At 71.1% G+C, this 20,786-nt stretch carries 18 protein-coding genes; 4 read left to right on the top strand and 14 right to left on the bottom strand.

The annotated features are described in order from the left end of the window. Positions 1–7: 7 nt before the first annotated feature. From ACIQM3_RS28980 to ACIQM3_RS28950, 7 genes are all read right to left on the bottom strand, one after another. Complete coding sequence (locus tag ACIQM3_RS28980; RefSeq protein ID WP_401629341.1) at positions 8–859, bottom strand: inositol monophosphatase family protein; 852 nt, start codon at positions 857–859, stop codon at positions 8–10. 45 nt (positions 860–904) lie between these two features. Beyond that, on the bottom strand, positions 905–2,770 hold the full coding sequence (locus ACIQM3_RS28975) for a gamma-glutamyltransferase family protein (RefSeq protein ID WP_401629339.1): 1,866 nt from the start codon (positions 2,768–2,770) through the stop codon (positions 905–907). 75 nt (positions 2,771–2,845) lie between these two features. Continuing rightward, positions 2,846–3,802, bottom strand: coding sequence for an ABC transporter ATP-binding protein (locus tag ACIQM3_RS28970; protein ID WP_401629797.1), 957 nt, complete (start codon positions 3,800–3,802; stop codon positions 2,846–2,848). Positions 3,803–3,885: 83 nt separating this feature from the next. Further along, the gene (locus ACIQM3_RS28965) at positions 3,886–4,989 is read right to left on the bottom strand and encodes an ABC transporter ATP-binding protein (protein ID WP_401629335.1); all 1,104 of its coding nucleotides are present in this window, start codon (positions 4,987–4,989) and stop codon (positions 3,886–3,888) included. Continuing rightward, positions 4,986–5,876, bottom strand: a complete 891-nt coding sequence (locus tag ACIQM3_RS28960) for an ABC transporter permease (RefSeq protein ID WP_401629332.1) — start codon at positions 5,874–5,876, stop codon at positions 4,986–4,988. The genes ACIQM3_RS28965 and ACIQM3_RS28960 overlap by 4 nt, the downstream gene beginning before the upstream one ends. Further along, positions 5,873–6,826, bottom strand: a complete 954-nt coding sequence (locus tag ACIQM3_RS28955) for an ABC transporter permease (RefSeq protein WP_401629330.1) — start codon at positions 6,824–6,826, stop codon at positions 5,873–5,875. Before ACIQM3_RS28955 ends, ACIQM3_RS28960 begins: the two co-directional genes overlap by 4 nt. Next, positions 6,823–8,328: an ABC transporter substrate-binding protein gene (locus tag ACIQM3_RS28950; RefSeq protein WP_401629328.1), complete on the bottom strand. Its 1,506-nt coding sequence runs from the start codon at positions 8,326–8,328 to the stop codon at positions 6,823–6,825. Before ACIQM3_RS28950 ends, ACIQM3_RS28955 begins: the two co-directional genes overlap by 4 nt. A gap of 522 nt (positions 8,329–8,850) precedes the next feature. Here ACIQM3_RS28950 and ACIQM3_RS28945 point away from each other — a divergent pair. After that, positions 8,851–9,915: a biotin/lipoate A/B protein ligase family protein gene (locus ACIQM3_RS28945; RefSeq protein ID WP_401629326.1), complete on the top strand. Its 1,065-nt coding sequence runs from the start codon at positions 8,851–8,853 to the stop codon at positions 9,913–9,915. Between the two features lie 105 nt (positions 9,916–10,020). Here the strand turns inward: ACIQM3_RS28945 and ACIQM3_RS28940 are convergent, their stop codons facing one another. Then, positions 10,021–12,243: an NADP-dependent isocitrate dehydrogenase gene (locus ACIQM3_RS28940; RefSeq protein WP_401629323.1), complete on the bottom strand. Its 2,223-nt coding sequence runs from the start codon at positions 12,241–12,243 to the stop codon at positions 10,021–10,023. A gap of 99 nt (positions 12,244–12,342) precedes the next feature. After that, complete coding sequence (locus ACIQM3_RS28935; protein WP_401629320.1) at positions 12,343–12,879, bottom strand: LuxR C-terminal-related transcriptional regulator; 537 nt, start codon at positions 12,877–12,879, stop codon at positions 12,343–12,345. Here ACIQM3_RS28935 and ACIQM3_RS28930 point away from each other — a divergent pair. Further along, positions 12,850–13,452, top strand: coding sequence for a hypothetical protein (locus tag ACIQM3_RS28930; RefSeq protein WP_401629317.1), 603 nt, complete (start codon positions 12,850–12,852; stop codon positions 13,450–13,452). The genes ACIQM3_RS28935 and ACIQM3_RS28930 overlap by 30 nt on opposite strands. 13 nt (positions 13,453–13,465) lie before the next feature. On the opposite strand, the gene ACIQM3_RS28925 is transcribed toward ACIQM3_RS28930, so the two are convergent. The 4 genes from ACIQM3_RS28925 to ACIQM3_RS28910 all read right to left on the bottom strand — a co-directional run bounded on the left by ACIQM3_RS28925 (position 13,466) and on the right by ACIQM3_RS28910 (position 17,931). Further along, on the bottom strand, positions 13,466–14,956 hold the full coding sequence (locus tag ACIQM3_RS28925; RefSeq protein WP_401629315.1) for an amidase: 1,491 nt from the start codon (positions 14,954–14,956) through the stop codon (positions 13,466–13,468). A gap of 196 nt (positions 14,957–15,152) precedes the next feature. Then, entirely contained in the window at positions 15,153–15,509 is a 357-nt protein-coding gene (locus ACIQM3_RS28920) for a hypothetical protein (RefSeq protein WP_401629312.1), read from the bottom strand. A gap of 398 nt (positions 15,510–15,907) precedes the next feature. Then, entirely contained in the window at positions 15,908–17,104 is a 1,197-nt protein-coding gene (locus ACIQM3_RS28915; protein WP_401629310.1) for a 4-hydroxybenzoate 3-monooxygenase, read from the bottom strand. 65 nt (positions 17,105–17,169) lie between these two features. Next, positions 17,170–17,931, bottom strand: coding sequence for an IclR family transcriptional regulator (locus ACIQM3_RS28910; protein WP_401629308.1), 762 nt, complete (start codon positions 17,929–17,931; stop codon positions 17,170–17,172). Between the two features lie 171 nt (positions 17,932–18,102). On the opposite strand from ACIQM3_RS28910, the gene ACIQM3_RS28905 reads away from it, so the two are divergent. Continuing rightward, positions 18,103–18,585: a hypothetical protein gene (locus tag ACIQM3_RS28905; protein ID WP_401629305.1), complete on the top strand. Its 483-nt coding sequence runs from the start codon at positions 18,103–18,105 to the stop codon at positions 18,583–18,585. Between the two features lie 351 nt (positions 18,586–18,936). On the opposite strand, the gene ACIQM3_RS28900 is transcribed toward ACIQM3_RS28905, so the two are convergent. Beyond that, a complete protein-coding gene (locus tag ACIQM3_RS28900; RefSeq protein WP_401629302.1) occupies positions 18,937–19,338 on the bottom strand; it encodes an ATP-binding protein in 402 nt (133 codons plus the stop codon). An 841-nt stretch (positions 19,339–20,179) separates the two neighbouring features. On the opposite strand from ACIQM3_RS28900, the gene ACIQM3_RS28895 reads away from it, so the two are divergent. Beyond that, positions 20,180–20,518: a MerR family transcriptional regulator gene (locus ACIQM3_RS28895; RefSeq protein WP_401629299.1), complete on the top strand. Its 339-nt coding sequence runs from the start codon at positions 20,180–20,182 to the stop codon at positions 20,516–20,518. The last annotated feature ends 268 nt before the right edge of the window (positions 20,519–20,786 follow it).

Raw genomic sequence — 20,786 nt, 5'->3', positions numbered from 1 at the left:
TACGGCCCTAAGCCTCTCCGCCGGCCCGCAGAGCCTGGAGAACCCTCTCCGCCGTGGTCCTGTCCCTGGCCGCGGTGAACGGCAGGTCGTTTCCGCCGGTGATCCGGTAGGGAGCGCCGGAGAGCGTCGACTGGACGCCGCCAGCCTCGGTGACCAGGAGCAGCCCTGCCGCGTGGTCCCACGCGAACTCCCAGTTGAACGCGACCGCGTCCTGCGCGCCACAGGCGACCGCGAGGTACTCCAGACCGGCCGATCCGCACGCGCGGGCGTCGATGCCGTCGGTCCGCAGGCCGAGCAGGGCGCGCTTCTGGGCGTCGGAGGTGTAGTCGGGGTGGGACATGGCCACCTTGAGCACCGCGCCGGGGGCGGGTGTCCCACTGTGCAGAGCCGTGCCGTTGAGCGTGGCGCCGCGGCCGCGAACGGCGACGGCCATCTCGTCGAGGACGGGGGCGTACGTCCACGAGGCGTACACCTCGCCGTGCCGGGCGAGCGCCACCAGGGTGCAGAAGCCGGGTTCGCCGTGGACGAACTGGCGGGTGCCGTCGACCGGATCGACGATCCACACGGGTGCGTCGCCGCCCAGGGCGTCCAGGACCGTGGGATCGGCGTGGACGGCCTCCTCGCCGACGACCACCGAGCCGGGCAGCAGCCGGGTCAGGGACGCGGCGAGGTGCTCCTCGGCGAGACGGTCGGCGGCGGTGACCAGGTCGTGGGGGCCGCTCTTCTCGACGATCTCGTGTGCGGCCAGCTGCCGGTAGCGCGGCATGATCTCGGCGGCGGCCGCTGCCCGGACCGCGGCCTCCACCTCGGCCGCCGGCCCGGTGTGCCCGGCGTTCCCGTACAGAAAGTCATCGATCATGACTCAAGCTAAGCACGGTCCGCCGGGGGCACCCCGGGCAGGTGGTCAGCGGCCGACCGCGTAGCCCTGCATCCCGCGGGGGTTGGCGGCGGCGGACAGGACGCCGGTCTCCGGGTCCCTGGCGACGGCACACATCCGGCCCTCGGACCACGCGTCGCCCACCGTGACGTCGTGACCGCGCCGGCGCAGCTCGGCGACGACCTCCGGGTCCATGCCTTCCTCGACGGTGACGCTGCCCGGGCGCATCCCGCGCGGGAAGAAGGAGCCGGGGAAGCTGTCGTTGTGCCAGTTGGGAGCGTCGATGGCGCCCTGGAGGTCGAGGCCGCCACGGACCCGGTCCCGCAGCGCCACGGCGAGGAAGAAGTGCAGCTGCCACTGGTCCTGCTGGTCGCCACCGGGGGTGCCGAACGCCATGACGGGGACTCCGTCGCGCAGGGCGAGTGACGGGGTCAGGGTGGTGCGCGGGCGGCGGCCGGGGGTCAGCGTGTTCGGCAGGTCCTCGTCGAGCCAGGCCATCTGCAGCCGGGTGCCGAGCGGGAAGCCGAGCTCGGGCACGACCGGGTTGGACTGGAGCCAGCCGCCGCTGGGGGTGGCGGCGACCATGTTGCCCCACCGGTCGACGATGTCGAGGTGGCAGGTGTCGCCGCGGGTCGCGCCGTCCTTGGCCACCGTCGGCTCGCCGGCACGGTCCGCGGTGGCCGTCGGCTCGCCCGCGCCCTCCTTCGCGACCGTCGGTTCGCCCGCTCCGGCCACCGCGATGCCCATGGCGTCGAAGCCCGCCTCGCCGGAGGCGACGGCGTGGGCGTGCACGCTGAGGACCGGGGTGCGGCCGTCGGGGCTGCCGGGGCGCAGCTCCAGGGAGGCGGTGTCCTCGACCAGAGTCCGGCGCTCGTCGTTGTACGTCTCGGAGAGCAGCGCGTCGAGCGGTACGCCGGTGGCGTCGCCGTACCACGCCTCGCGGTCGGCCATCGCGAGCTTGCAGCCCTCGATGAGCAGATGGACGTATTCGGCGGAGCCGTAGGCGGGGAGTTCGGGCGGGAGGAGGGCGAGCTGCTGGAGGAAGGCGGGGCCCTGGCTCCAGCCGGCCGCCTTGGCCAGCGTCCAGCCGTTCCAGTCGTACGTGGCGGGCGCCTCGTACGTCGCGGACCAGTCCGCCAGGTCGGCGGCGGTGAGGGTGCCGGTGTGGCGGGTTCCGCTGGTGTCCATGGTGGGGACGGCGGCCTGGCGGACCAGCGCCTCGGCGATGAAGCCGGTGCGCCAGACGGCCCGGGCGGCGTCGATCTGCGCGACGCGGTCCGTGCCGCCCTCCTTCTCGGCCTCGGCTGTCAGGCGGCGCCAGGTGGCGGCGAGGGCGGGGTTGCGGAACAGCTTGCCGGGCTCGGGCGCATTCCCACCGGGGAGATAGACCTCGGCGGAGGTCGGCCACTCGGTCTCGAAGAGCTCACGGACGGTCTCCACCGTCTGGCCGACGCGCTCGACGGGGGCGTGGCCGTCCTCGGCGTATCCGATCGCGTAGCGCAGGACCTCGGCGAGGGTCTTCGTCCCGTGGTCGCGCAACAGCAGCATCCAGGCGTCGAAGGCGCCGGGTACGGCGGCGGCGAGCGGTCCGGTGCCGGGGACGAGGGCGAGGCCGAGCGAGCGGTAGTGCGCGGCCGACGCGCCGGCGGGGGCGGGGCCCTGGCCGCACAGCACGCGCACGTCGCCGTCCTTCGGCGCGAGGATCATCGGGACTTCGCCGGCCGGTCCGTTGAGGTGCGGCTCGACGACGTGCAGGACGAATCCGGCGGCGACGGCGGCGTCGTAGGCGTTGCCGCCGTCCTCCAGGACGGCCATCGCGGACTGCGAGGCCAACCAGTGGGTGGAGGACACCATGCCGAAGGTGCCCTGGAGGGTGGGGCGGGTGGTGAACACGGGTGCGGCTCCTTGCTGCGGGCGTGCGAGGTTCTGTGGTGTTTCGTGGATCGTACGGAGGGCAGGCGAGGCCCGTCAGCCTGCCGCGTCCGGGGCGGTGCCGTCCTCGGCCACGAGATGGCAGGAGACCTGACGCCCGCCGGGGATCTCGCGCAGGGCGGGGATCTCGGTGCGGCACCGGTCGACGGCGAGCGGGCAGCGGGTGTGGAAGCGGCAGCCGGGTGGAGGGTCGAGCGGGCTGGGCAGCTCGCCGTGCAGCACGATGCGCTCGCGCGAGCGCTGGGCGACGGGGTCGGGGACCGGCGCGGCGGAGAGCAGTGCCTGCGTGTAGGGGTGCTTGGGGGCGGCGAACAGCTCGGCGGTCGGGGCCTGTTCGACGATCTGCCCGAGGTACATCACGGCGATCCGGTCGGCGAGGAATTCGACGGCGGCCAGGTCGTGGGTGATGAACAGGCAGCCGAAGCCCCGGTCGCGCTGGAGGTCGGCCAGGAGGTTGAGCACGGACGCCTGGACCGAGACGTCGAGCGCCGAGGTGGGTTCGTCGGCGACGACCAGGTCGGGGTCGCAGGACAGGGCCCGGGCGATCGAGATGCGCTGGCGCTGCCCGCCGGACAGCTCGTGGGGGTGCCGGTCGGCGTGCTCGGGGCGCAGCCCGACCTGGCCGAGCAGCTGCTCGACCCGTTCCCGTACGGCCGCTCCACGGGCGCGGCGGTGCAGCCGGATGGGCTCGGCGATGATCTGGCCGACGGTCATCCGGGGGTCCAGCGAGGACGAGGGGTCCTGGAAGACCAGGTGGAAGTCCTTGCGCAGGGGACGCAGGGCGCGGCGGGAGAGGTGGCTGATGTCGGTGCCGTTGATGTGGACGGTGCCGGCGGTGGGTTCGTCGAGGCGTACGGCGCAGCGGCCGACGGTCGACTTGCCGCTGCCGGACTCGCCGACGAGGCCGACGACCTCGCCGCGGCCGATGGTGATCGAGACACCGTCGACGGCCCGGACGGTGCCGCCGCCGGAGGCGCCGAAGTGCCGTTCCATGCCGCTGATCTCCAGCACCGGAGGGTGCGGGGCGGCGTCCTCGCCGTCGGCGTCGCGCGGGGCGGGGACGGTCTGTGCGGTGGTCACTTTCCGGCCTCCTGGTCGGGTCGCGGTCCGAGGTCCTCGGGGCGCGTAGGCGTTTCGGTGGTGGCCTCGGCATCGGTCTCCGCGTACGGGTGCCAGCAGGCGGTCCGGTGCGGCGCGTCCGCTCCAACCTCGGGGTCGACGGCACGGAAGCCGGGGCGGGCGCCCGTGCAGGTGTCGTCGGCGCGGGAGCAGCGGGGCGCGAAGGTGCAGGCGTCGGGCTGGCTGTCCAGGCTCGGGACCAGGCCGGGGATCTCGGGCAGGCGTCGCTTGCCCTCGCCGCCGGGCCGGAGCACGGCGCCGAGCAGACCACGGGTGTACGGGTGCCGTCCGGAGGCGAACAGGTCGTGGACCGGGGCCTGTTCGACAGCTCGTCCGGCGTACATGACGAGAACCCGGTCGGCGGCGTCTGCGACGACCCCGAGGTCGTGGGTGACCAGGAGGATGGCGGTGCCGAGGCGCTCGCGCAGGGACTGGAGGACTTCGAGGATGCCGGCCTGCACGGTGACGTCCAGGGCGGTCGTCGGTTCGTCGGCGATGAGGACGGCCGGGTCGCAGGCCACCGCGATCGCGATCATGACGCGCTGCCGCATACCGCCCGAGAGCTGGTGCGGGTACTCGTCGATCCGGCGTGCCGGCGCCGGGATCCCGACGAGTTCGAGGAGCTCGACGGCGCGGGCCCTGGCCTCCTTGCGGCTCAGCCCCTGGTGCCGGCGGAGCACTTCGCCGATCTGCCGGCCGACGGTGAGGACCGGGTTCAGCGAGGTCATCGGCTCCTGGAAGATCATCGCGATGTCCTTGCCGCGGACGTTTCGGAGCTCCTTCTCCGGAGCACCGACCAGTTCGCGCCCGCCGAGCCTGATCGAACCGCCGATGCGGGCGGTCGGCGGGAGCAGGCCCATGGCCGCCATCGAGGTGACGGACTTCCCGCAGCCCGACTCCCCCACCACGGCGAGGACCTCGCCGGGTGCCAGGTCGTAGGAGACCCCGTCGACGGCGTGCACGGTGCGGGTGTCGGAGTGGAAGGAGACCGACAGGTCGCGCACGCTCAGGGCGGGTTCGGCCGCCGTCTTCCGCGCGGGTTCGAGAACGGTCTCGGTCATCGGGTCGCTCCTCGGGGGTCCAGGACGTCACGCAGCCCGTCGCCGAGCAGGTTGAAGGCCAGCGTCGCCGCGACGATCGCGAGGCCGGGGAAGACGGCCAGCCAGGGGGCGGGCGCCAGGAAGGACTGGGCGCCCGAAAGCATCACACCCAGCGAGGGGTTCGGCGGCTGGACACCGAGGCCGAGGAAGCTCAGCAGCGCCTCGCCGATGATCGCGGCGGGGATGCCGACGGTCGCCTGGACGATCAGGGCGGAGGTGGCGTTGGGGAGGATGTGCCGGAAGAGGACGGTGCCGTCACCGCCGCCGTTGGCGACGGCCGCGGCGACGTAGTCGACGTGCTTGAGCCGCAGGGTCTCCGCCCGGGTGATCCGGATGACGGCGGGGATCTGCGAGATACCGATGGCGATGGTCGCGTTGGTGAGCGACGGGCCGAGGATCGCGGCGAGTCCGACGGCGAGCACCAGGAAGGGGAACGCCAGCATGGTGTCGGTGAGGCGGGACACGGCGGTGTCCGCGAGCCGGCCGTAGTACCCGGCGAGCAGCCCCAGCGGTACGCCGACGAGGAAGGCCAGCACGACGGCGACGAGGCCGACCTGCATGGAGGCACGGGCGCCGTGCACGATGCGGGAGAGCTGGTCGCGGCCGAGGTCGTCCGTACCGAGCCAGTGCGAGGCGCTGGGCTCGGCCAGGACGTTCCCGAAGTCGGGCTGCGAGGGGTCGTACGGGGCGATGAGCGGGGCGAACAGGGCGGCCAGGATGAAGACGGCGGCGATGACCGCACCGGTGAGCGCGAGCCGGTTCCTGCGCAGGGCGCGCAGCCTGCCGCCGCCGGACTTCCGCTTGTCCGCCTCGGGCGGGGTGGGGAGCACTGTGGTCGCGGTGGTCACCGGGCACCTCCGAGTCGGATGCGCGGGTCGATGACCGAATAGACCACGTCGACCAGCAGGTTGATGAGGATGTACGCGGCGGAGGTGCAGAGCACCACGGCCTGGAGTGTGGCGTAGTCGCGGGTGAAGACGGCGTCGATGGTGAGCTTGCCGAAGCCGGGGAGGACGAAGATCTGCTCGGTGACCACGGCGCCGGAGATCAGATGACCCAGCTGGAGGCCGAGCACGGTCACGACGGTGACGAGCGAGTTGCGCAGCGCGTGCCCGCCGACGACGGAGCCACTGGACAGGCCCTTGGCGCGGGCGGTCCTGACGTAGTCGGCGGAGAGCGAGTCGAGCATCGCGGCCCGTGTCTGACGCATCACGACAGCGGCGAGGCCGGAGCCGAGCACGATCGCGGGGAGCACCATGCGGCGCAGGTTGTCGACGGGATCGGTGCCGAAGGGTACGTAACCGGAGGCGGCGAACACCGGGACGGCGATGGCGAATCCGAGGACGAGCACGATGCCGAGCCAGAAGGTCGGGATGGAGAGGCCGATCAGCGCGATGGCGTTGGCGATCCACTCCTCCGGCTTGCCGCGCCGCACTGCGGCGACCACTCCGGCGCCGATGCCGACCACGATCGCCAGGAGCAGCGAGAGCGCGGCCAGTTCCAGTGTGACGGGCAGGGCCTGGCCGATCGCGTCGGCGACGGGCAGGCCGGTACGGGAGGAGGTGCCGAGGTCGCCGGTCAGGGCGTGGCCGATGAACCGTCCGTACTGGACGACGACGTTGTCGTTCAGGCCGTAGCTCTCGCGGATGGCGGCGAGTGCCTCGGGGCTGCGTTCCTCACCGGCCAGCGCGAGCGCCGGGTCGCCGGGCAGGGCCCGGATGCCCGCGAAGACGACGACGCTGACGAGGAAGAGCGTGATGAGGGACTGACGCAGTCGCGTCAGCAGGTACTTCGTCATCGGGTGTACCCCGCATTCTTGACCCGGACCAGTCCGTCGCCGTAGACGTGGATGCCCGCGATGTCCTTGCCGGCGACGACGTAGTTCTTCTGCCGGTAGAGGTAGATCAGCGCGTGGGCGTCCTGGACGCGCCGGGTGAGCTCGTCGTAGATCTCCGTGCGCCGTGCGGGGTCCGCGACGCTGCGGCCCTCGGCGATCAGCTTGTCGATCTCCGGGTCACCGAGTCCGTAGGCGTTCATGGCGCCCGCGGTCTTGAGGAAGTTGGAGACGTTGCCGTCCGGGTCGAGCCGGCCGGACCAGCCGCTGGTGAAGACGTCGTAGTCGCCGGCGTCGGTCTCCGCGAGCATGGTGGCGTACTCGGTGGGACGCAGCGACAGTTCGAATCCCGCCTCCTTGACCATTGCCTGGAGCACCTGGCCCACGCGCCCCTGCTCCGGGGTGGTGGAGGTCTTCAGCTCGATCTTCACCGGGGTCTTCACCCCGGCCTCCTTCAGCAGCTTCTTCGCGCGGTCGACGTCACGCCGGGGGCAGTCCTCCGGCTCGACGCCCGGGGCGATGGCGGACTGCGGGGAGATGGGGCCGCAGGCCGGTTCGTACATGCCCTGGAAGACGACCTTGTTGAGCAGGTCGCGGTCGATGGCCAGCTCGAAGGCCTCGCGGACCCGGACGTCACGGGCGATCGGGGTGTCGATCTTCCCGGGCTTCTGTCCGAGGCCCTTCACGTTGCCGACGTTGAGCCCGATGCCCTGGTAGCCGAGCGAGGGCGAGTTGAACAGCTGGAGCTTCGGCTCCGTGAGGGCGCTCTGTACGTCGACGGGGGCCATCTGGTCGCCGACCTGGAGGTCGCCGGAGCGCAGGTTGGCGAGCCTGACGTTGCCGTCGGGGATCGGTTTGTAGACCACACCGTCGAGGTGCACCTGGTCGGCGTCGTAGTAGTTCGTGTCCTTCTTGAGCACGATCCGGTCCCCGCCGACGCGCTCGACGAAGCGGAAGGGGCCGACGCAGGAGGGGTGGTTGGTGAAGTTCTTCCCGTACTTCTCGAGCGCGGTGGGTGACATCACCATCCCGGCCCGGTCGGCGAGCACGCCGGTGAGCGGGACGTAGGAGTGGTCGAGCGTCAGACGCACCGTGAGCGGCCCGGTGGCCTCGGCCTTGCTGACCGGTGCGAGTTCGGTGGAACGCGCGGATCCGGGGAGATCGCGGTGGCGCAGCAGCGAGGTGACGACCGCGTCGGCGTCCAGCCGGGTCCCGTCGCTGAATTTCACCCCCGGACGCACCTGGAAGGTGACCGTACGGCCGTCGGCCGAGGTGGTGGGGAGCGACGAGGCCAACTGCGGCACGACGGTGCCGTCCTCGTCGATGTCGTAGAGCTTCTCGCACATGCTCGCGAAGACCGTGCGGCCTACGAGGGTCTGCGCGAGGGTGGGGTCCAGCTTGTCGGGGTCGGAGTTGAGAGCGACGGTGAGTGTCCCGCCGTCGCGTACGGACCGGTCATCGGTCATGCGCACACCACCGACTTCGGTCGCCGAGGACTGCAACGACGCGCAGCCCGAGGTGAGGGACACCAACGCAACCGCCACCAGGGCAACCGCTTTTCGGCGCACGGGGGCCTACCTCCCGCCAGGGGTGATCAAGGAATATCGCCGACCGTATTTCGCATACAGTCCGCAAGGCAAGGCCTCGGCTCACATAGCGGACGGGTTTTACCTGACGATCGGATAACGGAGCGCCTGAGGTCGCCCCGGCACGACCCCTCACCTGCGGGTCCCGGGGCCGCGAAGGCCCGGCTGCGGCCTCCGGTTCGTATACGGATGCCCGGAACCTGCCGCTCCGCGCCCCGCGGCGACCTGGGCCGCGGCGTCAGGAGGCGCCGCCATGACTACGCACCGGAACCACCGCGCGTTGCGGCGCCTTCCTGCCCCCCCCTTTCCCGCAGCCTCATTACCGATGGTCACGCGCGGGGAAGACAACGAGCCTCGCGAGCGCTGACGTCACAAGCGGTTCAACTCATCGGAGGCCCGGCAATGCACGGCGAATACAAGGTCCCTGGCGGAAAACTCGTGGTGGTCGACCTGAAGAACCAGGACGGCGTGCTGCGCGACGTACGAGTCGCGGGCGATTTCTTCCTGGAACCCGACGAGGCGATCACCGCGATCGACGAGTCCCTGGAAGGCGCCCCCTCCGACACCGACGCCGCAGGTCTGGCCGCCCGCGTCGAAGCGATGCTGCCCGAGGGCACCGTCATGTACGGGATCACCGCCGAGGGCGTCGCGGTGGCGGTCCGGCGCGCACTCGCGCAGGCCACCGACTGGACCGACTACGACTGGCAGCTCATCCACGAGGGACCGCAGTCCCCCGCCCTGCACATGGCCCTCGACGAGGTGCTCACCGCCGAGGTCGCCGCCGGGCGCCGGCCCCCGACACTGCGTGTCTGGGAGTGGGGCGCCCCGGCCGTCATCATCGGCAGCTTCCAGTCCCTCCGCAACGAGGTCGATGCCGAGGGGGCGGCGCGCCACGGCGTGACGGTCGTGCGCCGCGTCTCGGGCGGCGGAGCCATGTTCGTGGAGGCCGGGAACACCATCACGTATTCCCTTTCGGTCCCCTCCTCCCTGGTCTCAGGACTTTCGTTCGCCGACTCCTACGCCTATCTCGACGAATGGGTCCTCGACGCGCTCGGCGACATGGGAATCAAGGCCTGGTACCAGCCCCTCAACGACATCGCGACGGACGTCGGCAAAATCGCAGGAGCCGCCCAGAAACGCATGGTCGGCCCTGACGGCGGGCCGGGCGCGATCCTCCACCACGTCACCATGTCCTACGACATCGACGCCGACAAGATGCTCGATGTCCTCCGCATCGGCAAGGAGAAGATGTCCGAAAAGGGCACCAGGTCGGCCAAGAAGCGGGTCGATCCGCTGCGCCGTCAGACCGGCCTGCCCCGGGAGGCGGTCATCGACCGCATGGTGCGGTCCTTCCGCGACCGCTACGGACTCGCCACCGGCGGTGTCACCCACGAGGAGCTGACGCGGGCGGAGGAGCTGGCCGCGACGAAGTTCAGCAGCGCGGAGTGGACGGCGCGGGTGCCGTAGGCGCGCTTCGGCGCCGGACAGGGCGGAGCCCGGAACGCGCACGGCCGCCCCCGGCAGGTGGGCACCTGCCGGGGGCGGCCGTCGTTCAGCGCGATGCGGGGGGGGTCAGCCCAGGGTCGCGATGGCCTTGTTGAAGGTGGCCGACGGACGCATGACGGCCTCCGCCTTCGCGGGGTCGGGCTGGTAGTAGCCACCGATGTCGGCCGGCTTGCCCTGGACGGCGGCCAGCTCGTCGATGATGGTCTGCTCCTGCTCGGACAGCGTCTTGGCGAGCGGTCCGAACGCCTCGGCGAGCGCGGCGTCGTCGGTCTGCCGCGCCAGCTCCTGGGCCCAGTAGAGCGCCAGGTAGAAGTGGCTGCCGCGGTTGTCGATGCCACCGATCTTGCGGCTCGGGGACTTGTCCTCGTTGAGGAAGGTGCCCGTGGCCCGGTCCAGGGTGTCGGCGAGCACCTTGGCACGCGCGTTGTCCGTGGTGGTGGCGAGGTGCTCGAAACTGACCGCGAGGGCGAGGAACTCACCCAGGCTGTCCCAGCGCAGGTAGTCCTCCTTGACCAGCTGCTGGACGTGCTTGGGCGCGGAGCCGCCGGCGCCCGTCTCGAACAGTCCGCCGCCGTTCATGAGCGGGACGACGGAGAGCATCTTCGCGCTGGTGCCCAGCTCGAGGATGGGGAACAGGTCGGTGAGGTAGTCACGCAGCACGTTGCCGGTGACCGAGATGGTGTCCTCGCCGCGGCGGATGCGCTCCAGGGAGAAGGCCGTGGCCTCCTCCGGTGTCCGGATGGAGATGTCCAGGCCGTCGGTGTCGTGCTCGGCCAGGTAGGTGTTGACCTTGGCGATGAGGTTGGCGTCGTGCGCGCGGCCCTCGTCGAGCCAGAACACGGCCGGGTTGCCGGTCGCGCGGGCGCGGGTGACGGCGAGCTTGACCCAGTCCTGGATCGGGAGGTCCTTGGTCTGGCACATCCGGAAGATGTCACCGGCTCCGACGGCCTGCTCCAGCACGACGTCGCCCTTGCCGTCGACGACCCGCACCGTGCCGGTGGTGGGGACCTCGAAGGTCTTGTCGTGGCTGCCGTACTCCTCGGCCTTCTGCGCCATCAGACCGACGTTGGGTACGGAGCCCATGGTCGACGGGTCGAAGGCGCCGTTGGCGCGGCAGTCGTCGATGACGACCTGGTAGACGCCCGCGTAGCTGCTGTCGGGCAGGACCGCGATGGTGTCGGCCTCGTTGCCGTCCGGGCCCCACATGTGGCCGGAGGTGCGGATCATGGCGGGCATGGACGCGTCGACGATGACGTCGCTCGGCACGTGCAGGTTGGTGATGCCCTTGTCGGAGTCGACCATCGCGAGGGCGGGGCCCTCGGCGAGCTCGGCCTCGAAGGACGCCTTGATCTCGGCGCCGACGTCCGGCAGGGATTCGAGGCCCTTGAGGATGCCGCCGAGGCCGTCGTTCGGGGTCAGACCGGCCGCGGCGAGCGCGTCGCCGTACTTGGCGAAAGTGTTCGGGAAGAAGGCGCGGACCACGTGACCGAAGATGATCGGGTCGGAGACCTTCATCATCGTGGCCTTCAGGTGCACGGAGAACAGCACGTCCTCGGCCTTGGCGCGCGCGACCTGTGCGGTGAAGAACTCACGCAGCGCGGCGACGCGCATGACGGCGGCGTCCACGACCTCGCCCTCGAGGACCGGGACGGACTCGCGCAGCACCGTGGTGGTGCCGTCGTCGCCCGCGAGCTCGATGCGCAGGGAGCCGGCCTCGGAGATGACGACGGACTTCTCCGTCGAGCGGAAGTCGTCGACGCCCATGGTGGCGACGTTCGTCTTCGAGTCGGCGGTCCAGGCGCCCATGCGGTGCGGGTGCGCCTTGGCGTAGTTCTTGACCGACGCGGGGGCGCGGCGGTCGGAGTTGCCCTCACGCAGGACGGGGTTCACCGCACTGCCCTTGACCTTGTCGTACCGCGCGCGGACGTCCTTGTCCTCGTCGGTCTGCGGGTCGTCCGGGTAGTCCGGAAGCGCGTAGCCCTGCTCCTGGAGCTCTGCGATCGCGGCCTTCAGCTGCGGGATCGAGGCCGAGATGTTGGGCAGCTTGATGATGTTCGCGCCGGGAGTCCTGGCCAGCTCACCGAGCTCGGCGAGCGCGTCATCGATACGCTGATCGGCCTTGAGACGCTCCGGGAAGCCGGCGATGATCCGCCCCGCCAGGGAGATGTCGCGGCGCTCCACCGTGACACCCGCGGTCGAGGCGTACGCCTCGATGACAGGCAGGAACGAGTACGTCGCCAGGGCAGGGGCCTCGTCGGTGTGCGTATAGATGATGGTCGAGTCAGTCACCGGGTGCTCCGCTCCACGTCTGCAACATTGCTTGACATCAAGATATCTCGTGACCGGCCCCCTCTCCACAGTGGCCCGCGCCCATTCCGGCGGAACCGGTCACTCCTGTCCGGCGGGGCGCGGAGTGCCGGGGGTCCTGCGCGCTTCGACCAGCCCGGACTCGTACGCGAAGACGACCAGCTGGGCCCGGTCGCGGGCGCCCAGCTTCGTCATGGCGCGGCTGATGTGGGTCTTGGCCGTGAAGGGGCTGACCACCATGTGGACGGCGATCTCCTCGTTGGACAGCCCCCGGGCGGCCAGAGCGGTCACCTCGCGCCCACGGCGGGTGAGCGTCTCCAGGCCCGGGGCGGTGGCACGGTCGGGGGGCCTGGAGACGAACTCGCCGATCAGCCGGCGCGTGATGGACGGTGAGAGCAGGGCCTCGCCGCCCGCCGCGACCTCGATGGCCCTCAGGAGTTCGGCCGGTTCGGTGTCCTTGAGCAGGAATCCGGCGGCCCCGGCGCGCAGGGCGTCGAAGACGTACTCGTCGAGACCGTAGTTGGTGAGGATGAGGGTGGCGAGCCGGAGGACTCCGGCGACCGCAGCCTGCTCGCCTGGGGCAAGGACATGACCAGGCCGCGGCCGTTCCCGGAGCACGAGACCGCCGAGTACGTGGGGACGGCGCTCGCCTTCCACTTCATCAACCGGGTGGTGTCCTCGCTGCTGTCCGAACAGATGCTGCCGGGCGGTGTGGAGAAGTACCGGCTGGTGCGGAGGACGGCGGGCCGTTCGCTGGCGGCGACCGTGCGCCGTGACCTGCGCCCCGGCACGTCCCTGTCACTGCTCGGAACGGCCGGTGAGGCCCCGCCGTGGGCGGCGGGCAGCCCGGTCGGTACGGCCTACGGCGCGCTGCTGTCCGCCGCGCACCAGGGGGCGGGGCTGCTGAGCGACGAGGACGCCGCGTTCGTCCGCAAGTCGGTGGCGGGCTGGGACGGTGTCACACCGCTGCCCCTGAACGCACCGCTGCCGGACCGGACGGAGAGGCCGGGAGCCAGGCTCGCGCTGCTCGCTGCGCGGGCCCCGTACCGGATCACCGACGAGGACGTGGCGGCCTGGCGCGTACCGCCGTTCACGGACCACTGCCTGGTCCATCTGATCGCCTTCGGCGCGATATGCGCCGTCGAGCGCGTCGAGGCCGCCATGAGGACGACTGCCGGGGAGCGCACGTGAACGCCGCGGGTGGTCAACGCCCGTCGGCCGCGCCGATCGCACCCTGGGCCGGTGGCCGGTGCTCGTACCAGCGCCGGTCGGCCTCCAGCTGGGCGGCGAGCGAGATGAGCCGGGCCTCGCTGCGGGAGGGGCCCAGGAGCTGGGCGCCGAGGGGCAGACCGTCGCGGGTGAAGCCCGCCGGGACGTTGACGCCGGGCCAGCCGAGGACGTTCCAGGGCCAGGCGTAGGGGCAGGCCGATGTCATCGCGAGGTCGGTGCGCCAGGCGCTGAGCCGGTCGAACGCACCGACCCGTGGCGGCGGGGCGGCCGTGGTCGGGGTGAGCAGCACGTCGTAACCGTGACCGCCCCGGGCCGTGTCGAAGAAGGCGCCGATCCTGGCGTGCTGGCGTACCTCCCGCGCACGGGCGGCCCGCACGATCCGGCCGCCGAGACGGGTCCCGGTGCGCAGGGCGCTGCGGGTGCGCGGGTCGAGGAGCGCGGGCTCGGGGTGCAGCGCGGCGAGCTCGGCGATGCCGGCGGTGGCCCGGGGGACGAAGGAGAGGCCGATGAGCCCGTAGCGGGGGTGGGCCTCCTCGACGTGGTGGCCGAGCCGGGCGAGGACTTCGGCGAGGGCGGTGACGGCGCGCAGGACCTCCGGGTGGGGCGCGTTGCGGGTGAGGGTGAGCGGAGGCCGCAGGGAGAGGCCGATGCGCAGCCTGCCCGGGTCGCGCCGGGCGGCGGCGGACGCGTCGACGGCGGGCGGGCGGTGCGCGTCCCGGGGGTGCGGTCCCGCCGCGGCGTCCAGGAGGAGGGCGGCGTCCGCGACGGTACGGGCGAGGGGACCGTTGACCGTGAGGCCCTGGAAGGCGTCGCTGTTGGGGTGGACGGAGACCCGGCCGCGCTGCGGCTTGATGCCGACGAGGTGGGTCCAGGCTGCGGGGATACGGATGGAACCCGCACCGTCCGAACCCAGTGCGGCGGGGACGAGCCCCGCGGCGACGGCCGCCGCGGAGCCTCCGGACGAACCCCCGGGCGTGTGCGCGGTGCTCCAGGGGTTACGGGTGAGACCGAAGGCGGGCCCTTCCGTGAACGCCCACTGGCCCAGCTCGCAGGAGTTGGTCTTGCCGACGACGACCGCCCCGGCGGCCCGGAGCCTGCGGACCGCCTCGCTGTCGGCGGTGGCGGGCGGCAGCGTGCCGTCGCAGCCGAAGTAGGTGGGCATCCCGGCGACGTCGGTGTCGTCCTTGACGGCGACCGGCACCCCGAGCAGCGGAAGCCGCTCCCCCGCCTCCAGCCGCCGGTCGGCCTCGGCGGCCTCGGCGAGGGCGGCTTCCGTACGGAGCTGGCGGAAGGCGTTGAGGGTGTGACGGCTCGCCTCGATGCGCGCGAGCGCCGCGGAGACGAGCGCGGACGAGGTCGTCCGGCCCTCGGCCAGCTCCCGGGCGCAGTCCGTGAGTCCGGGCTGTACCGGTGGTTCCACCGGCCTGGTCGGCCCGGTCCGCTCCGTGGGGTCTGCTGAGGACATCGCCACCGCCTCCTCGCGTCCGCCGGAGCACCGGCCCCGGGGTCCGCCCGGAGTCCGCCCGAGCGGTCTACCGGAGAGTAACGAGCCAGGGAGGTCCGCTCAAGCACCCCGCACACGGCCCGGCACCCATCTCCCTCCCCCGGGCGGTGATGCCCTCCGGGAGTACATGCGGGAGACGGGCGTCCGGCAGCGGGTACTACGGGCGCACGTGGATCTCGCCGATCCCCGAACCGAGGCCGGCACAGTGGGCGGTCGACTGCCCGGACTCGCCCGGCCTCAGCGTGACGTGCTCACCGTCCACGTCGGGCGACCAGCCGCAGACCAGGTGCACCCAGAAGGTCTGCGTGGCCGAACCGTTGTTCCGGCAGAGCGCGTAGCCGGTGTAGTCGTCGATCGCGTGCTTGCCGGTGTCGCACGACAGGCCCGGCGGAATGGCGGCAGCGGGTGCGACAGCCACCGCGGCGGTGGCCGGCACGGCGAGCGCGACGGTCAGACCGGTGACGGCAGTAACCCGCGCCAGCGTGCGGACGACGTTCCCCTTGAACAGCTTCATGTCTCCCCTTGATTCCGGTCGAGTTCCGGTGATCTTCAGGGCTGTGCTCCCCGACCCTCCGTAGCCGAAAACAGCGCTGAACCTCACCCTCCGTGCACTGAGCCGCCCGCGCGCACAACCGTGCGCGGGCGTGCGCTCGCCAGGCGGGGTGAATCTCTCCCGCACAGGCCCTGACCAGGGATGTTCCCGCGGGCACGGCGCTGACAGGACGGCGCGTCGGCCTACGCTTCAGCGCCTGCGCAACAGGTCGACCCCTCCGTCACCGGCGATCATGCAAGGCCAGGCACCATTTTCGTTACGCCAGGTCGCGTACGGGTGCATGTAGCACTTCATCCATCGAGCAGTACCAACGGATGTCCCAACCGGTTTGCGGTTGCCCTCGCCGGGTGTTGCCCTGCTCATCGCCCCTCCGGCCAGCCGGTGTACGCCTCGGCGAGGTAGGTCGACCCTGCGGACGAGCCGGTCACCGCCGCCAGCTCGCCCTCCTGGCGTCGGACGTCGAATGGGGTGGCGCCCGGCAGTGTGTGCAGCATGGTGGTCATCCAGTAGGAGAAGTGCTGAGCCTTCCAAACCCGGTCCAGGGCCCGCTGGCTGTAGGTTGCGAGCGGGGTGGCGTCCCCGCTCTGGATCGCCCTTTCGAGCTCCTCGGCCAGCACACGCACGTCGGCAAGGGCCAGGTTGAGGCCCTTGGCACCGGTTGGCGGCACCGTGTGCGCGGCATCGCCGGCCAGCACCAGCCGCCCGTGGTACATCGGCTCCTGGACGAAGCTGCGGAACGGCAGCACGGTTCTGGAGGTGATCGGCCCCTCCTTCAGGCGGTGACCGTTGGCCCCGACCCGCGACTGGAGTTCGTCCCAGATCCGGTCGTCGGACCATTCGTCGACGTTCTCCGAAGGCTCGCACTGGAAGTACATCCGCTGAAGGGTCTCGGTGCGCTGGCTGATCAGCGCGAAGCCCTTCGGGGAGTGGTTGTAGATCAGCTCCGGCGCGCTGGGCGGTGCTTCGGTGAGGATGCCGAACCAGGCGAACGGGTATTCGCGGAAGTACTGGGTGCGCGCCGCTTCCGGCACCTGGCGACGGCACAGGCTCCGCGACCCGTCGGTGCCCACGAGGAAGTCGGCGCGCGCCTCGTGACGGATGCCGTCGGCGTCGGTGAACCGCAGGACCGGGGAATCGGAGACGATGTCGTCGACCGACACGTCGGTGACACCGAACCGGACGTCGCCGCCGTCGCGTTGCCGGGCGTCGGCAAGGTCGATGAAGACGTCGGTCTGGGGATAGAGCTGGGTCGAGGCGCCGACCAGACCCTGGAAGTCGATCCGGTGGCCGGCCCCTCCGAAGGCCAGCTCGATGCCGTCGTGGCGGTAGCCATCACGGTGTACCCGGTCGGAGACGCCGGTGTCGAGCAACAGGTCGACCGAGTCCTGCTCGAGGATCCCGGCGCGGTGAGTCTCTTCGATCTCCCGGCGACTGCGCAGATCCACCGTCATCGAGTCGATCCCGGCCAGGGCGAGCAGGTGGGAGAGCATGAGCCCTGCGGGCCCGGCCCCAACGATAGCGATCTGCGTGCGGCTGTGGATGCGTGAGGAGGTCATGGCCCGCATTCTCGGACCGCTCGACAGTCCCCGGCAATGATGCTTTTCCGTCCAGTGGAAGGCAGTCAGCCGGCGACCGGCCCGGGGATGCTACGTCCGATGCCCCGGGCCGCCACCTGCAGGGCGCTGACCAGGCGCGTCCTGTCACGCTTGAGGCTCGGTACCACGACCCCGAGCGCCGCCACCACGATGCCTCCGGCCCGGATCGGCACGGCCGCAGAGCGCGCGCCCAGGCTCATCTCCTCCACCGTCGTGGCGAAGTCGTCCTCGCGCACCTTCTCCAGTTGGCGGCGCAACCGGCCGGGCTGGGTCACCGTATGCGGCGTCACCCGTGGAAGGTCGTCAAGCACCGCGGCCTGGATGTCAGCCGGCGCGTGCGCGAGCAGGACTTTGCCGACTCCCGTCGTGTGCAACGGCAGACGTGAGCCGATCGCGCTGACGACGGGCGCCGAAGCGTGCCCGGAGAGCCGGTCGACGTACAGCGCCCGCCGGCCCTCGCGTACCGCGAGGTGGACGGTGGCCCCGGTCGCGCCGTACAGGTCGTGAAGGTATGGGGAGGCGATCTGTCCCAGCCCCGTGTGTACCGGCGCGAGGAGGCCGATGTCCCACAGGCGGCGCCCGACGACGTACGTCCCCGCCTCGGTGCGGCTCAGCGCGCCCCACGTGACGAGCTCGCCGACCAGTCGGTGCGCAGTCGCGGCAGGGAGGCCGGCCCGGGCAGCAAGGTCGGTGAGGCCGAGTTGACGGTGCCGCTCGTCGAAGACCCCGAGAATCGCCAGCGCGCGGCTGGTCACCGAGCGTCCGGGCCTCGCGGCATTGCCTGCCATGAACGGCATCCTTCCGCTCAGTGGAAGCAGAGACAAGCCATGGCACGGTTCCGGACGCCATGGCCCCGGTCACCTCGGTCGACGCACAGCCGCCGCCAGGGCGTGTGTCGGAAGTGCTCTAGGTTGGCTGACGTGACTGGGCGGGGGCGGAGTTATCGATATGTCGGACCGGTGGAGCTGCAGGTCGCGCTCCTGTCTGGTGACGGCGGTCGACGTATCGGCTCGGCGGCTGACTTCGGTGGCTGGATCGTGGAGCAGTCGGCGGCGGAGCTGGCCGAACCGTTCACCTTCGTGGTCGGTATGGACGGTGTGCTTCGGCTGGCACCGCGGCGAAGCGAGCACGTGGCCTGTGCCGGCGGAGACATGGTTCTGGGTGCTGGCGAAATCGGCTTCATGAGCGAGGCAGACCGGTGGGCCGTGAGCGAGGTCAGCAACCAGTCCACCGGGTACTGCCCGGACGTCAGCTCCTGGGCGGAGGTCGCCCGTGCTCTGGACGCTGTAGGGCTCCAGCGGCCTTCCGGCTTCACCCACGAGGTTGTGTTCCGGCGGTGCCCCGAGTGCCAGGAGCACAACATCGTGCGTGAGGACGACTTCGTCTGCGTCTTCTGCGACAGCGATCTGCCCGCGGCATGGAACGTGGATCCCACCGTGTAGGGCCGCTCACTCTTTGATGGCAGCGAATAGGGCAGTCGCCTCGAAGCGGACCGCGAGCCTGTCGTAGCGCGCGGCGACGGCACGGTCTCTCTTGAGGCTGGTGATCCCGCACCTCCTTCCGTACCTGCCCAGCAGCCCGGCTACGACAAGCACCTGCGCCAGGCCGCCGCGCTGCTGCGGCGGGGCACCCGGCTGCCGGCAACGCGGTATGGAGCGACGACGGCGGCCGTGACAGGACAGCGCATCGCCACACCGCCGACGCCTGCGCGGCGGCTCGTTCCGCCGTCACCGGCAGCACGGGGCGCGAGCCGCTTGCACGACGGAACGTCCCGCACCACTCCCTGGTCGGCGCTACCCGGGCTGCCTGGCGAGAAGGGCGGCGACGGTCTTGCCGCCGGATGGCCGGTGGGTCACGTTGGTGGAATGGGCAAGGTGGTTGACCATGCCCCAGCCGAAGCCTCCGGTGCCGTCCTTCAGGTCGGGGATGCGCATGTGCGGCGCCCGCGGACTGGGGTCGTCGACGGCGACCTCGATGAGTTCCGGGTGGGCGGTCAGGCGGAGGGTGTACGAGCCGCCACCGTGGCGTAGGGCGTTCGTGACGAGTTCGGAGACGACCAGGACGATGGTGTCGGCCGCTTCCGGGTCGACGGCCGGCTGCCCCAGGGCTTCGAGGAAGACCCGGGTGGCTTCGCGCGCGTCTGCGACGGCGGTCGCGGAGCGAACGGTCGGGGCTTCGCCGCACATGGTGTCCATCGGGGGTCCCCCTGCTCTCTTATCTCGATCATGCTCGATCCTGCCTGCCCGGCAGTGGTGCCCCGCCCGGCGAACTCTCAACCTTGAGGGGTGCGATTACCTCTCCGTCGAGCACGCGAAAATCTATGTCGCCCGGAGTAGACATTGAGCAGCGGCGTAGCTATGGTTTCTCCTGTAGCCGAGATCAACAGGGCCCGGCAGGGACGAACTGCCGGGCAGCAGTACACGCAGTTGAAGTGCGCAGGACGGTTCGGTGGTGGAGTTCCGAAGCCAGGGTGTTCGCAGGACGGCGACGGGACTGACGACCGGACCGGGTGGCCCGCAGTGATCAGGGGCCGCCGTGGAGCAGTATCGAAGTGGCTGCTCGTGAGTGCAGTTCGCAGTACCAGCAGCACTGTTGTGAGCAGTTCCTCGATAAAGGCGTCGGCTGCGGACGCGCGTACCGGGAAGTTCGGCAGTGGGGTTCCGAGCCAGGGCAGACGCAGGACGGGCGACGGGGCTGGCTGCCGGAGGGTGGCGCTCGATCAGGTCACCGGCAGTACGCATGAAGGCAGTACCAGCAGTAGTAAGTGATCGATCCCAGAGGGAAGAACGGAGGAGCCCCGCGCCATCAGGATCGCCCGGGTGTACGCATTGAGCCCGGGTACCGCAGGACATCGACAGTGAGGTGGTCTCCGGTCAAGCAACCGCGATCCCCGCGCCCCCGACAGCATTCAGGTCGGGTCAGCGGATACAGAAGGCCGACGCAGTACGAGAGTCGGCAGATGGTGTAGCAGTTCCTTCGGGGCCTTGGTGCCGGTACGGCACCAAGGCCCCTCCACGCGTTCCACAGAGAGGTGCGATGACCGCAGACGACTCGCTCGGCCGTCTCGATGACGACGACTACCCCGCCTACACCATGGGCCGGGCCGCAGACATGCTCGGCACGACCCAGGGCTTCCTCCGCGCCATCGGCGAAGCCCGGCTGATCACCCCGCTACGCTCCGCGGGCGGGCACCGCCGCTACTCCCGCTACCAACTGCGCATCGCCGCACGCGCCAGGGAGCTCGTCGACCACGGCACCCCCATCGAGGCCGCCTGCCGCATCATCATCCTCGAGGACCAGCTCGAGGAAGCGCAGCGCATCAACGCTGAATACCGCCGGACCTCCGGCCCGGGGAATCCCCCGGGCCAAGCCTGAGGCTGCCGGGGACTTACGGATCCACCAGAACTTTCACGGCTGTTGCCCCCCGCAGGGTGCCCGGGACGCAGGCGTTTCGGGCACCGGCGTCCTCTGCGGTCCTGAAGGCCACGCCCGCTCGAGCTGGTTCCTCCAGGTAGTGGCCACCGAGTGGGCCCCCGCCCGGCACAGAGATGGCAGTCGGTTCCGGCCGACCTGGCGAGTCACGGGCTGGCCGGCGCCTCGGTGGGCCGGCACCGGGGGGCGAGAGAGCCGGACGGCGGGACCC

It is taken from the genome of Streptomyces sp. NPDC091271, from assembly GCF_044757505.1.
Lineage (GTDB): Bacteria > Actinomycetota > Actinomycetes > Streptomycetales > Streptomycetaceae > Streptomyces.
Note: the sequence above shows the minus strand (reverse complement) of the source record. Positions and strands in the feature narration are given on the sequence as shown.

Bases quoted from the DNA above. Each gene is read 5' to 3' on its own strand.
- ACIQM3_RS28980 (WP_401629341.1), bottom strand. From the start codon at position 859: ATGATCGATGACTTTCTGTACGGGAACGCCGGGCACACCGGGCCGGCG.
- ACIQM3_RS28970 (WP_401629797.1), bottom strand. From the start codon at position 3,802: ATGGAACGGCACTTCGGCGCCTCCGGCGGCGGCACCGTCCGGGCCGTC.
- ACIQM3_RS28965 (WP_401629335.1), bottom strand. From the start codon at position 4,989: ATGACCGAGACCGTTCTCGAACCCGCGCGGAAGACGGCGGCCGAACCC.
- ACIQM3_RS28955 (WP_401629330.1), bottom strand. From the start codon at position 6,826: ATGACGAAGTACCTGCTGACGCGACTGCGTCAGTCCCTCATCACGCTC.
- ACIQM3_RS28950 (WP_401629328.1), bottom strand. From the start codon at position 8,328: ATGACCGATGACCGGTCCGTACGCGACGGCGGGACACTCACCGTCGCT.
- ACIQM3_RS28945 (WP_401629326.1), top strand. From the start codon at position 8,851: ATGCACGGCGAATACAAGGTCCCTGGCGGAAAACTCGTGGTGGTCGAC.
- ACIQM3_RS28930 (WP_401629317.1), top strand. From the start codon at position 12,850: ATGACCAGGCCGCGGCCGTTCCCGGAGCACGAGACCGCCGAGTACGTG.
- ACIQM3_RS28925 (WP_401629315.1), bottom strand. From the start codon at position 14,956: ATGTCCTCAGCAGACCCCACGGAGCGGACCGGGCCGACCAGGCCGGTG.
- ACIQM3_RS28920 (WP_401629312.1), bottom strand. From the start codon at position 15,509: ATGAAGCTGTTCAAGGGGAACGTCGTCCGCACGCTGGCGCGGGTTACT.
- ACIQM3_RS28915 (WP_401629310.1), bottom strand. From the start codon at position 17,104: ATGACCTCCTCACGCATCCACAGCCGCACGCAGATCGCTATCGTTGGG.
- ACIQM3_RS28910 (WP_401629308.1), bottom strand. From the start codon at position 17,931: ATGGCAGGCAATGCCGCGAGGCCCGGACGCTCGGTGACCAGCCGCGCG.
- ACIQM3_RS28900 (WP_401629302.1), bottom strand. From the start codon at position 19,338: ATGGACACCATGTGCGGCGAAGCCCCGACCGTTCGCTCCGCGACCGCC.
- ACIQM3_RS28895 (WP_401629299.1), top strand. From the start codon at position 20,180: ATGACCGCAGACGACTCGCTCGGCCGTCTCGATGACGACGACTACCCC.